This is a genomic window from Haloferax sp. Q22, from assembly GCF_001482285.1.
In the GTDB taxonomy this organism is placed as follows: domain Archaea; phylum Halobacteriota; class Halobacteria; order Halobacteriales; family Haloferacaceae; genus Haloferax.
Genome location: NZ_LOEP01000016.1, coordinates 280,894 through 293,636 on the forward strand (window position 1 = coordinate 280,894; position 12,743 = coordinate 293,636).

A 12,743-nucleotide genomic window follows, 5' to 3' on the forward strand; every position below is an offset into this window, starting at 1 on the left:
CGTATATAAATCAACGCCCGACGTGGCTCGCTCACCCGCCGTTCGGCCGGCATCTGACGACCGACGCGTCGAGCCAGTTCGCTGCGGCCTCGGCATCCGAAAACCGGCCGCACGAGACGACGACCGGCGCGGACAGGTCGGCGAGGCGGACGGCGGCCAGCGCGCACGCGACGGGGTCCGACGCGAGGTCGCTCGGCTCGTCCGGGGAGCCGCCCGAGGGGGTCGCCGTCGCCGAAACCGACGCGAGGGACCGGAGCGCCGCCTCGAACTCATCGCCGAGTTCGGCCGCGAAGTACGCCCGCGCCTCCCGTCGCCGGTTCTTGACCGCGTCTTCGAGTTTGAGTCTCGCCTCGCGACTGTCTCGCTCGGTTCGGGCCGCCCGTTCGAGCGCCGAAAGCCGCTGTTCGGCCGCGACGCGTTCGGTTTCGACCTCGGAGAGTTCGGTCGCGACCGCCACGAGTTCCGATTGCGCTGTCTCAGTCGCCTCGTCGTCGCCGGCGTCTCGGTGAGCATTCACCCGACCGCGAAGGGTTGCGACGCGCTCTCTGAGTCGAGACTCGTCCTCGCCGGCGGCGGCGACCCGGCGGCGGGCCTCGCGGAGCGCGGCCGCGGACGTGTCGGCGCGCTCGCGTTCGTCCGCTTCCGACTCCTCGGCCGCACGGTCGCGACGCTCGGCGAGTTTCGCTTCGAGTCGGGCGAGGTCGTCGGCGACGGGAGAGCGAAGCCCGCGGGACCGACCGACTGCCGCGAGGAGCCAGCCGCGGGACGGTGTCGACTTCGAGACGGGAATCCGACCAAGGCGGTCGTGCCCGGGACCCGGCTGCGGACAGTCGATTCGGAGCGCGCCGGTCGCGTCGTCCCCGTCGTCCCCGTCGTCCGCCCGTATCGCGGCGACGACCTCGGCGGCACCGACGTCGAACGGTCCGTCGGCGAGGTCGATGGCCGGCCCTTCGCGGACGGTCCCGTCGGGGAGTCGGAGCCTCATAGCTCGCGGCGCTGCATCTCAGCGGCCGACGGGTGGTCGGTGCCCGAGGCGAACTTGCTGTACGGCGTCGCCGGGGACTCGCGGTCCTCGTAGGCGGCCGCGGCCTCGCGGACCGTATCGGGGACCGCCGCGAACTCGTTGAACGGTTCGGTTCGCTCGATTTGCACGGCCTCGTCGTGTTTCTCCCGAAGCCGAAGCGCGAGGAAGGCGGCCAACTCCGTCTCGTCGAAGAGCGCGGCGCGACCCAGCCGACGGGCCACGACCTCGTCGTGAGTCCGACAGATGTTCCGAAGCGTCGTCCGCGCCGCCTGCGAGTAGGTCACGACCAACAGCACGCACGCTGGGTCACGGAGTCGGGAGAAAAATCGTTCGACAGCGGCGTTCTCGCGTCAATCGGCTGTCACGGACGGGAACGGCGGCGGTGGTGCGCGTGGCGCGCCTACCGGATTCGAACCTCCGCGCGACTCGCCTCAGACGCGCTCGACGGAGAACGTCACGTCGTCGGCGTCGCCGGCTGCCTCGTTGAGGAGGTCTCTGACCCGCGTCCGCGCGTCGGCCTCGTCGGCGGCGAGGACGACGAGTCCCTCCGCGCGGTCGTCGCCGACGGCCGTCCACGCGTCGAGCGTCCCGTCGCCGGCGTCGTCTTCGAACTCCGTCGCGAACGTCCGGAGGACGGTCACGACGCGCCGCTCGGTGCTGGCGAGGTCCGCGTCGCCCGATTCGAGGTCGCGGATGGCGTCTTCGATGTTGCGGATGGCGGAGATTCGGTCCATCGGTCGTCTGTCCCGTCGCCGCACGCTCCACTAAGTTCGTCGGTTCCGCGCGGGTCGGCCGCAGACGGATCGCGAGTCGAACGGCCGTCTCACGCTCGCTCGTCTGGGAGCTCCTCAAAGAAGTCGGCGACGAACGTGAAGTGCTCCGCCACGAGGTCGCAGTCCTCGAAGGCCTCGTGCGCCTCGCTTTCGAGGTCGGGCTGCTTTTCGGGGATATCGTTGTCGCCCGCGGTCGCCGCCTCGTCGAGCACCTCGCTGGCCCGGGCCATCGCGTCGGTGAGGCAGACGAACTCCTCGGAGCGCTCGGCAATCGCCGCCACGGGGTCGCGTTCCGAAACCCGAGCATTCACGTCCTCAAACGCGCTCATCGCACGGAAGAACGACCGGGAGGCGTCGCCGTAATCCTCGCCGAGATACCAGTCGAACCCGTCCTGTAACCGCCGGATGGCGTTGCGGAACGAGAGGATGTCGTCGGCGAAGGCCGAGATCTGCCCGAACTCCCGCTCGAAGGAGTCGACTTTGCGCCCGTAGTCGGCGGGTTCGAGGGTCGTGAGTTCGTCGAGGTTCTCGGCCTTTGTCTCGTCCGTCAGCCGTTCGAGGGTGTCTCGCGCTGGCGCGAGCGCCTCGTCTATCTGTTCGACCTGCGTGTCGATGCGGCTGAACTCCTCGCCGTACAGTCTGGAGACCGCGTTGTTGGTGCGGTAGAAGGCCTGATTCGAGTTCTCGTGGGTCTTCCCGGTCCACCAGAGGAACCAGAACACGTCCCGAAGGCGCACGAGACGGTCTTCCTGCGCCGAAGTCAGGTCGAACTGGGAGAGCGTGTTAAAGTGGCCGCGCGCGAGGTACAACGACTCCGCGGTGTCCTCGAAGGAGAACGGAATCGAGGCGTTCAGGTCGTGGAACCCGCCGTCGTCGCCCGCAACGGACGCGAAGTCTTCGACCGCGGCGTCGAGGTCCTCCACCGCGAGTCCGAGGATGCGAGTCACCTGGTCCGGAGTCTCCGTTTCCGTCTCAGTCGTCGATTCGGTCGTGGTTGTCGGCTCCTCGGTCGGCGTCGGCGTGTCTGTCGCCGCCGTCGTCGTTGTCGCCGCCGTCGTCGGCTCCTCGGTCGTCGTCTCCCCACCGTCCGTTGACGAACATCCCGCGAGAAAGAGTGCACCCGCGGTCGCCAGATACGCTCGACGATTCATGCGTACTACATGATTCTCAGATTACATAGGAGTGTTGGTGTAAATAAACGACACGTGTTCGAGAATGTCCGCTCGTCGGAACAGTACGGAGTTCGTGACAGTCGAGAAATCGAGGGCGGCCGCTCAGGTCGCGCGGTACACGTCCCCGCGGGGCTCGTAGATGTCGCCTTTCATCTTGAGCTTGTCAAGCTGGTCGTTGACCGTCTTCTCGTCCATGTTCAGCTCGCTGTTGGCGCGTTCGAGAACCTCCTCGTGGGGCGCGCCCTCCTCGTACTCTTCCTGCATGGTACGGATGAGTTCGAGCAGGTTCTTGATGCGGTCGCGCTGGGTCTTCGACCGGCCGGTCTCGACGATGTCGGCGTCGAACTCGCCGGTCTCGGGGTCCATACCGATGTCGCGCAGGCAGGACTCGACGATGCCCGTGACGCGTTCTGCGTCCTCGCGGGTCACCTTGTCCGAGAGGCGGACGCGGGCGGACGCCTCGCCGAGCCGGACGAGCGCTTCGAGCTTCCGGGCGGTCACGGGGACGGGTGCGTCCTCGTCGGCACCGCGGGCACGGAAGTCTACGTAGAAGTCGCGGATGACTTGCTTCGCCTCGTCGGTCATGGTCGGATAGCAGGTGCGCTTCGCGTAAGCGATGTACTTGCGGAGGAGTTCCGCGTCGATGGTGGGCGCGACCTCGTCGGTGACGGCGTCGACCTGCTGTTCCGTGAACTCGGAGTTGGCGACGTTCGTCCGCTGGGTGTTCAGCTCGCCCGCGTAGTTGGTCTTGAGGATGTGGTCCGCGAGCTTGGAGTCCTCGTCGGGATCGGGGTCGTCCGTGACCGTGAAGATGAGGTCGAACCGGGAGATGAGCGCGGGTTCGAGGTCGATCTGCTCGCCGATGGGCTCGTACTGGTCGAAGCGGCCGTACTTCGGGTTTGCCGCGCCGAGGAGTGAACACCGCGATTTGAGCGTCGCGTTGATGCCGGCCTTAGAGACCGAAATCTGCTGTTGTTCGAGCCCCTCGTGCATTGCGGAGCGGTCCTCGGGCCGCATCTTGTCCAACTCGTCGACCGCCGCGATACCCTTGTCCGCGAGGACGAGCGCGCCGGCTTCGAGCGTCCACTGCTGGCCGTCGCCGAAGTCGTCGCGGACGGCCGCGGCAGTGAGACCCGCCGAGGACGAACCCTTACCGGACGTGTAGACCGAGCGGGGCGCGATATGGCGGATGTACGACAGCATCTGGGAGTTGTGCGAGACGAGCCCGTTGGAAACGTAGCTGTGTGTTCCCTCCACTTCGAGGTCGTACACCCACTCTTCGGCGGGTTCGACGCGCTCTATCGACTGAATCCGCTCCCATGCGACGTTGCCATCGACGAGCGACCGGAGCTCAGAGACGCGGTCTGCAACCGAGCGGCCCCCATCAGCGACCGCTCGTGACTCTTCGCCGTCTCGGCTCTGCAGTACATCTTCGAACGCCGAGACGACACGGGAGAGGCTTCCGCGACTCGGGGTGCGGTCGCCTCGTTCGTAGTGCTGGTACGTCGACCGCGGAAGGCCACACTCGGCCTGCGTGAGCCCGAGCGCCTCGCGGAGTTCCCGAAGCTCTCCGCCGGCGGGAATCAAGTCGGTGTTCGTGTTCCCGTTGGTTCCCACGAATTCGGCGGTTGCGAGCGACTTCCGTTCGGTCACGAATCCGATTTCGTCGACGTACGTCTCGAAGTCGTCACCGCTGATTCGGAGCCGGTAGCTCCCGTTTTGTCGTGGGCGCAGTTGCGACCGGATACCAGCCGTGAGCAGGAGCGTCCGGACGTCTTCGAGGAGTTCGCGACTCATCGAGGCGACCGTTATCTCTCGTTGGCTCGCCGAGACGTGGCCTTCGCCTTCGATGAGCGCGCGGAGGAACGCCCGGCCGGTGTTCGAACTCGCCGACATGAGCTGTTCCGGGATTCGTTGCTCGGCCGAGCCCGCCAAGAGCGTCGGGGAGAGGTTTTCGAGGAAGCTAACGAGCTCGCCAGACCCACAGATGACCTCACGCGCGCTCTTTCCTTCGTGCGGGGACCGCTCGAAGTGGTTGACGCCGAGACGGTCGAACGCGTCTGCCACGTCGTCGAGCACTTCGCGGTCGTTGTTCGTTACGGAGACGAACCCGGTCGCATCGTCGCGCTGTTCGACGTACCCCTCAGCGACGATGTAGCCGATGAGCCGAGCGAGCCAGGGCTCCCACTCGTCTGGGAGTTCGAGTCGAATCGCGTTATGCGACTTCGACCGGCGGAAGTCGACGTCGAGTTCGTCTCGACCCGTCGCCGGAAGCGAGTGCGGTGCCGCGAGGAACGCTCCTTCGGTTAGGCCGTCCGCCCTGACTGCGGTCGTCATTCCGTCGGTTCGGGTGAACAACGGGTGGGAGGGAGTGACCTCGATTTCGCGGCCGGTGTTCGTCTGGATACGGAGCATCCGGTCTGGGGCCTCTCGCTTCCAGACTTTCGTCGCCTGACGCGGCGTGAGCGTTCCGTCGGGGCCGAGTGACGGGACGGTGAAGTCCGCGGTGTCCCAGACGCCGTCGTCGATTGGTTTCGGATCGTCGAGGTTCGATTCGACCAACTCTCGAATCGACACGTCGCGCCCGTCGGCGAGCGTGACTCGCGTATCACTGTCGACACACTTCCCAGTACCGGGGTCCCCTATCAACAGCATGTGCAGGTCGCCGCGAATCCGCGACCCGTCGGGCAGGTGCTTCGTGACGCCCGAGAACAGTTGGAGAATCATGGCCATCTTCTCTTGCTCGTAGCCGTAGATGGCGGGCGCGACGGACTCGACCATCTTCTCGTAGATGGCCGGGTCGTTCGAGAGTTCGACGATTTCGGCCACGTCCTCGTCGGATATCTCCATGTCCTCGAACTCCTCGTCCTCGATGGTGAGCGAGATGCCCTCCATGTAGTAGTCGAAGACGGGCGTCTTCTCGTTGCCCGAGGTCTGCTGTTCGATGTGGAGGATGCCGACGGCGGTGACGTGGTCGCCGGCGGTGACTTTGCCGGTCACGTCGTCCGAGAGGTTGATGTCGATGCTCTGTGGCGTCTCGCCCCCGCGCAGGCCCTCGGGGGACTCCTGGACGCGCAGTTTCTGGGAGTCGATGAAGTTCGACTGGTCGAAGTCGATGCGGAACGGCCCCTGACGCTCGCATCCCTGACACTCGTGTGGCTCCTGAAAGCCGCCGTCGCCCTGCGGGATGTAGCTCATCGTCCCGCAGCGCTGGCACTCGAAGGCTGCCTCCGTGATTTTCGGGCGCACGTCGGTCGCCTTCCGGACGATTCCCTGCACCGAGATGAGCGTCCCGATGTGGTCGTCGTTGACCCGGATGTTCCGGATATCGACCGTCTCGGGGAGGTTGCGCATCCGGACGTGCGCCTGCCCGAGTTTCACGTCCGCGGGGAGGTCGAACAGGCGCAGCGCCTCCTCCGCGTACTCTTGGAACTGGCCGGGCTTCGTGATATAGTCGTCCGCGAGTTCCGCGTCGAACCGATAGAGGTCGTCGTAATCGATGTACAGCGACCGTTTTTCTTTCGGGTACTGCTGTGCGAGTTTTCCGATTTCCTCTCGATAGTAATTGCGGTAGAACTCGATGAACCGCTCTGTAAGGTCTCGGTTCTGGGGGGCCTGCGCCATCGCACAAGGGTATGTCCCCAATCGGTTAAGAACCTTCGTCGTTCGGCCGACCCTCCGTCGTCCCGACGGGTCGGCCGCGCACCGGGACTCGTGCGGCCCGAAGGGTCACAGCGGCCGCCCGCTACAGCGACACGTCGGTCTCGATGTCCTCGGTCGCCTCGCGGAGGCCGTCGCGGCGGGCGTCCTCGGCCATCCGATTCGAGAGGTCGTCGTCGGTCAACAGCTCCGCGAACTCGTCGCGGAAGCGGTAGTTGACACGCGTCGAGCGCATGTCGGCCTCGGCGACGGGACGGCACTCGGCGACGACTTCGACGGGCACGTCGAGCGTCTCGGCGATGGTCTCGTCGTCCGCGCCGTCGATGAGCAGGTTGTCGAAGCGGTCGGCGTCGAACGGGAACTCGCGGTCGGCGTCGCGGACGAGATGGAGGTCGAACCGGGCGGTGCGAACCGCCTCGGGCGACGCGTCGAGTTCGACCGCGAGGTCGGCGTCCGCGTCGCCGTCGAAGAAGCCGACGACGAGCGCGACGAGCGCGTCGTCGTCGAACTCGGTGTCGAACGTGTAGCGCTCGCGCATCGTCGCCACGGTGTCGCGGACGCGCTCGCGGACCGCTTCGGGGTCGTCCACGTCGGCGAGCGACCCGCGCGACTCGGACTGCTGTTCGGTCACGGTGTCCGACCCAGTCGCCTCGATGAAGATGTCGCGGAGTTCGGCGGTCTTCTCGTCCATACCCGAAGAATGGCACGTCCAGCGTCTTTAATGATGCTGACCCGAGAGCCGCCGAGCGCCGGAGAGACGACTCGAACCGGCCGACGAGACCGAGGACCGACCTCGCCCACACACTCTGTAAACCGATAATTTAAACAGGGTTTACGAGACAGCGATGGGCATGGCAACCGAACACGAGTCAGTCGAACTCGTCGGCGACGAACTCGTCGGCAACATCGCCCGCGCCGCCCTGTTCGCGGCGCTCATGGGCGCTGGCAGTTACGTCTCGTTCCCGAACCCCGTCTCGCCGATTCCGGTGACGATGCAGGTGCTCGTCGTCTTCCTCGCGGGCATCTTCCTCGGCCCCGTCTGGGGCGGCGGCTCCATCGCGCTCTATCTCGCCGCTGGCGGCCTCGGCGCGCCGGTGTTCGCCGGTGGCTCCGCCGGGCTTGCGCCGCTCGTCGGGCCGACCGCCGGCTACCTCTGGTCGTACCCCGTCGCCGCGGTCATCGTCGGCCTCGTCGTCCACGGCGGCATCGGCGTCGGCGACTACCGCGTGCGCACCGTCCGACTCGTCGGCGCGATGGTCGCGGGCACCGTCGTCGTCTACGCCTTCGGGACGCTCGGCTTCGCGTACGTCCAGAGCGTCGGCCTCGAATCCGCCTTCTGGACGGCCTCCGCCGCGTTCATCCCCGCCGAGGCGTTCAAAATCGCCGCCGCGGTCGGCATCGTCCGCTCCGACGCCATCGCCGCCCAGTAGATGATTCGCGTCGAGGGCCTCGTCCACCGGTACGGCGACACGGTCGCGGTCGACGGGGTCGACCTCGCCATCGACGACGGCGAGTGCGTCATCGTCGCGGGCGCGAACGGCTCCGGCAAGACCACGCTCGTCCGGCACTTCAACGGCCTGCTCGACCCCGACGAGGGCTCGGTTTCGGTCAACGGCCGCTCCGTCTCGGACCACCTCGTCGCCGCCCGGACCGCGGTGGCGATGGTGTTCCAGCACCCCGAGGACCAGCTCGTCGCCGCGACCGTCGGGGCCGACGTGGCGTTCGGCCCGGAGAACCTCGGCCTCGACCGCGACGAAATCGACCGCCGCGTCCGAGAGTCACTCGGTGCGGTCAACCTCGACGGCCGGGAGGACGAGCGAGTTGACGCTCTCTCCGGCGGCGAGGTCGAACGCCTCGCCATCGCCGGCGCGCTGGCGATGCAACCCGACCACCTCGTCTTGGACGAACCGTTCACCGGCCTCGACGAACCCGCCCGGCGCTCCGTGCTCGCCCGCCTCCGGGACCTCCGTGCCGAGGGCACGAGCCTCGTCGTCGTCACCCACGACCTGCGCGACGTGGCTGAACTGGCCGACCGCGTGGTCGTCCTCGCCGACGGCGACGTCGCCCTCGACGCCGCGCCCGACGAGGCCGCAGACCGCCTTCCCGACCTCGACGTTCGCCCGCCGTGTTGACCTACGAACCGGGCGACACCTTCGCCCACCGACTCGATCCGCGGACCAAACTCGCGGTGCAGGTCGGCTTCGCGGCGGCCGGGTTCGCGCATACCACACCCACCGGGCTCGTCGCCCTCGGCGTCGTCGCCGCGGGCTGTCTCCGCGCCGCCGACGCGTCGCCGGTGTCCGCCCTCAGCGACCTCCGCTACGCGATTCCGTTCCTCGCGCTCGGTCCGGTCGTCGAGGCCGCCCGCCTCGGCGCGCCGTGGTTCGACCCCGAGGCGGCCGTGGACCCGGCGCTCGCCAGCGTCCGCGTGCTACTCGTCTTCTTCGTCGCGGCGGCGTACGTCAGGACGACGCCCGTTCGCGAGTCCCGCGCGGCGATTCAGCGGCTCGTCCCGGGTCGCGTCGGCGTCGCGCTCGGCGTCGGCGTCGCGCTCGTCTTCCGTTTTCTCCCCTTGGTCCGCCGCGACCTGCTTCGCGTCCGCGAGGCGCAGGCGGCCCGCCTCGGGAGCGAGCGACGGCTGGACGAACGGCTCTCGCTCGTCGCCGCCGGCGGCCTCCGGCGGTCGTTCGCGCGGGCCGACGCGCTCGCGCTCGCCCTCCGCGCGCGGTGTTTCGCGTGGAACCCGACGCTCCCGGAGATTCGGTTCGGCCGGCGCGACGCGCCCGGACTCGTCCTCGCCGCCGCGCTCCTCGCCAGCCTCGCGTTCTGAGGTCGCCGGAGCGCTCGTAATCCGCCGACCGACACGCCTCGGGTGGCAAGATTTAACCCTCCGTTCTCCGGTGATTGATTATGGACTTTGCGGCACAGGCGGATGTTACGCGAGAGACGTTCTGGACGATTAGTCCGGTCGGCGAGGCGCTCTTCTACGGCCTCGCCGCCATCGCGTCGCTCGTCTTCCTCTACGGGGTGTACGAGCGGTTCGCTCGATACGCGCGGGGTGGCGAAGACCCGTTCGACCGGCTGTCGGACTTGCCGGGGCGGACGGTTCGGGCGGCGAAGGTGGTGTTCTCCAACGAAAAGCAGTTCAAGCGCGACCGGTTCGCCGGCGTGATGCACGCGTTCATCATGTGGGGCTTCCTGACGCTCCTCATCGGGACGACCATCCTCGCCATCGACATCGACGTGTGGCGGCGGGTGACGGGCAGTTCCTTCTTCGTCGGCGACTTCTACCTCTCGTACTCGTTCGTCATGGACCTCATGGGCCTGTTGTTCGTCGTCGGCGTCGGGATGGCGCTCTGGCGGCGTTACGGGGTCCGACACCCGCGGCTGTGGGGCAAACACACCGGCTTCGAGGACGCCGCGTTCGTCTGGACGCTCTTTTTGCTCGGCGTCGGCGGCTACGTCCTCGAAGGCATCCGCATCGTCGGCACCGAGTTCCCCGACTTCGAGACGGTGAGTTTCGTCGGCTACTTCGTCGCCCTCGTGTTCGACGCCGGGGGCATGAGCCAGGGCCTCGCGGAGACGCTCTACTGGTTCGGCTGGTGGTCCCACGCGCTCCTCGCCTTGGCGTTCGTCGCGGCCGTCCCCTACGCCAAGCCGCTGCACATGCTCACCTCCTTCGCCAACATCGTCACCGCCGACGAGAAGGCGGGCACGCGCCTCCCGAAAGTGCCGGCCGACACGCCGCCGGACGAAATCGGCTACGTCTCCGAGGACGACTTCTCGTGGAAGGCGATGCTCGATATGGACGCCTGCACGAAGTGCGGCCGCTGTACCGACGCCTGCCCGGCGAAGGCCTCCGGCCGCAACCTCGACCCGCGGGACGTGATTCTCGACCTGAAGACCTACCGCGAGTCGGTCGACGCCGGCGGCGACTCAATCGACATCGTCGCGGACGGCGGCACCTCCGTCGTCGATGCCGAGTCGATGGAGTCCTGCATGGCCTGCATGGCCTGTATGGACGCCTGCCCGGTCGATATCGAACACCTCACGCACTTCACCGAGATGAACCGCCGGCTCACCGAGACGGGCCAACAGCAAGAGCCGGTCCAGGAGGCGATGATGAACATCTTCCAGAACGGCAACGCCTTCGGCGACCCACAGCGCAAGCGGCCCGACTGGACCGACGACCTCGACTTCGAGGTGCCCGACGCCCGCGACGAATCGGTCGAGTTCCTCTGGTACGTCGGCGACTACCCCTCCTACGACGAGCGCAACCGCGCCGTCGCCCGCTCGCTGGCCCGTATCCTCGAGGAAGCGGGCGTCTCCTACGGCATCCTCTACGAGGACGAACAGCACGACGGCAACGACGTGCGCCGCGTCGGCGAGGAGGGTCTCTACGAGATGCTCGTCGAGGACAACGTCGCCGCCATGGCCGACTGCGAGTTCGACAAAATCGTCTGCACCGACCCCCACTCGTACAACACGTTCAAAAACGAGTACCCGGAGATGGACGACTCGTTCGACTACCCGGTGTACCACTACACCCAACTGGTCGAGCGCCTCGTCGGCGACGACCGCCTCGGCCTCGCTGGTGACGAACTCGCCGCCCAGACGGTGACGTACCACGACCCGTGTCACCTCGGACGCTACAACGGCGAGTACGAAGCGCCCCGCGAAGTCATCCGTGCGACCGGCGTCGAACTCGCCGAGATGCCGCGCAACCGCGACCAGTCGTTCTGCTGCGGCGGCGGCGGCGGCGGCCTCTGGATGGACCACGAAGAGGAGTCGAAGCCGTCCGAAGAGCGCCTGCGCGAGGCGCTCGACGACACGACCGGCGGCGTGGAGCGGTTCGTCGTCGCCTGCCCGATGTGCGCGACGATGTACGAAGACGGCCGCAAGACCGGTGACTACGAGGACGACATCGACATCGTGGATATCTCCGAACTCGTCGTGGAGGCGCTCGATGCGAAGGCCGCCGCGACGACCGAGACGGGGACGGACACGACGCCCGCGTCGGCCGACTGAGTCGGCGACGCGGCTGTGCTATTTTCGTCTCTTCTCTCCGATTCTATTCTAAGTCCAAGCGGTCGATGGACTCACGGATGACGCCCGCCGACTCGCGGAGCGCCGCCGTCTCGACCTCCGAGAGGTCGAACTCGTGGACGTCGCGGACGCCGCGTTGGTTGACGGTACACGGGAGGCTCATGTAGACGCCGTCGATGCCGTGTTCTCCAGAGACCAGCGTCGAGACGGTGAGAATGGAGTTGTCGCCGCCGAGGATGCGCTCGGTGGTCGCGGCCACGGAGCGCGCGACGCCGTAGTTCGTCCGTTCCTTGCGCTCGATGATTTCGTAGGCCGCCTCGCGGACCTCCTCTTCGACGCGGGCTTTGAGCGCGTCGACGTCATCGACGCCGTGGCTGGTGGCGTACGACTCGAACGGGATACCGCCGAGGTTCGCCGAACTCCAGACGAGGACCTCGCTGTCGCCGTGCTCGCCGACGACGTAGGCGTGGACGTTCGCCGAGTCGAGGTCGAACTCGCGGCTGAGCGCGTGGCGGAACCGCGACGTGTCGAGGACGGTTCCGGAGCCGATGACGCGCTCGGCCGGCAGGTCCGACACCTTCCACGTGACGTACGACAGCACGTCGACGGGGTTGGTGACGATGAGCATCACGGCGTCGTCGTTCAACCCCTCGGTAATCTGCGGAATCATGTCGGCGAAGATGTCGGCGTTCCGCTCCATCAGGTCGAGTCGGGTCTCGTCGGGCTTCTGGCTGGCTCCGGCGGTGACGATAACCACGTCGGCGTCCCAGCAGTCCTCGTAGTCGCCCGTCCGGACGCGGACCGGCGACGTGAAGTACGAGCCGTGGTTGAGGTCCATCGCCTCGCCCTCGACGCGCTCCTCGTCGATATCGACGAGGACGATTTCGCCGACGAGACTGCTCTCCATCAGCGCGAACGCCGTGCTCGACCCGACTGCGCCTGCACCCCCGACGATTGCGACCGTACCTTTGCCGCGTTCAGTGCTCATACCGGTCGTTCGGCCGAGCGGTTGATAAAAACAAAGCTCCGTTTCGAAGAACTGGGAGTACTACTTTTGTAACAGATGAT

Annotated in this window: 11 protein-coding genes; 4 read left to right on the top strand and 7 right to left on the bottom strand. The window is 67.0% G+C overall.

The genetic code is table 11. The features are described from left to right. Nucleotides 1–31: 31 nt before the first annotated feature. The 6 genes from AM590_RS06895 to AM590_RS06920 all read right to left on the bottom strand — a co-directional run bounded on the left by AM590_RS06895 (nt 32) and on the right by AM590_RS06920 (nt 7,320). Complete coding sequence (locus AM590_RS06895; protein ID WP_058826815.1) at nt 32–985, bottom strand: hypothetical protein; 954 nt, start codon at nt 983–985, stop codon at nt 32–34. Then, nucleotides 982–1,320, bottom strand: coding sequence for a hypothetical protein (locus tag AM590_RS06900; RefSeq protein WP_058826816.1), 339 nt, complete (start codon nt 1,318–1,320; stop codon nt 982–984). The genes AM590_RS06895 and AM590_RS06900 overlap by 4 nt, the downstream gene beginning before the upstream one ends. A 135-nt stretch (nt 1,321–1,455) precedes the next feature. Then, complete coding sequence (locus tag AM590_RS06905; RefSeq protein ID WP_058826817.1) at nt 1,456–1,758, bottom strand: hypothetical protein; 303 nt, start codon at nt 1,756–1,758, stop codon at nt 1,456–1,458. A gap of 89 nt (nt 1,759–1,847) precedes the next feature. Continuing rightward, nucleotides 1,848–2,948, bottom strand: coding sequence for a hypothetical protein (locus AM590_RS06910; RefSeq protein ID WP_157575441.1), 1,101 nt, complete (start codon nt 2,946–2,948; stop codon nt 1,848–1,850). Between the two features lie 123 nt (nt 2,949–3,071). After that, complete coding sequence (locus AM590_RS06915; RefSeq protein ID WP_058826819.1) at nt 3,072–6,593, bottom strand: LAGLIDADG family homing endonuclease; 3,522 nt, start codon at nt 6,591–6,593, stop codon at nt 3,072–3,074. A 121-nt stretch (nt 6,594–6,714) separates the two neighbouring features. Then, nucleotides 6,715–7,320, bottom strand: a complete 606-nt coding sequence (locus AM590_RS06920) for a hypothetical protein (protein ID WP_058826820.1) — start codon at nt 7,318–7,320, stop codon at nt 6,715–6,717. A gap of 160 nt (nt 7,321–7,480) precedes the next feature. Here AM590_RS06920 and AM590_RS06925 point away from each other — a divergent pair, with 160 nt between their 5' ends. From AM590_RS06925 to AM590_RS06940, 4 genes are all read left to right on the top strand, one after another. Beyond that, complete coding sequence (locus AM590_RS06925) at nt 7,481–8,059, top strand: biotin transporter BioY (RefSeq protein WP_058826898.1); 579 nt, start codon at nt 7,481–7,483, stop codon at nt 8,057–8,059. Further along, on the top strand, nt 8,060–8,761 hold the full coding sequence (locus tag AM590_RS06930) for an energy-coupling factor ABC transporter ATP-binding protein (RefSeq protein WP_058826821.1): 702 nt from the start codon (nt 8,060–8,062) through the stop codon (nt 8,759–8,761). Further along, on the top strand, nt 8,755–9,459 hold the full coding sequence (locus tag AM590_RS06935) for an energy-coupling factor transporter transmembrane protein EcfT (protein ID WP_058826822.1): 705 nt from the start codon (nt 8,755–8,757) through the stop codon (nt 9,457–9,459). The genes AM590_RS06930 and AM590_RS06935 overlap by 7 nt, the downstream gene beginning before the upstream one ends. Before the next feature lie 80 nt (nt 9,460–9,539). Next, on the top strand, nt 9,540–11,657 hold the full coding sequence (locus AM590_RS06940; RefSeq protein ID WP_058826823.1) for a (Fe-S)-binding protein: 2,118 nt from the start codon (nt 9,540–9,542) through the stop codon (nt 11,655–11,657). Nucleotides 11,658–11,700: 43 nt separating this feature from the next. Here AM590_RS06940 and AM590_RS06945 read toward each other — a convergent pair whose 3' ends face one another. Further along, nucleotides 11,701–12,663 (bottom strand): L-lactate dehydrogenase, encoded by a 963-nt coding sequence (locus AM590_RS06945; RefSeq protein WP_058826824.1) that lies wholly within the window; start codon nt 12,661–12,663, stop codon nt 11,701–11,703. Between the last annotated feature and the right edge of the window lie 80 nt (nt 12,664–12,743).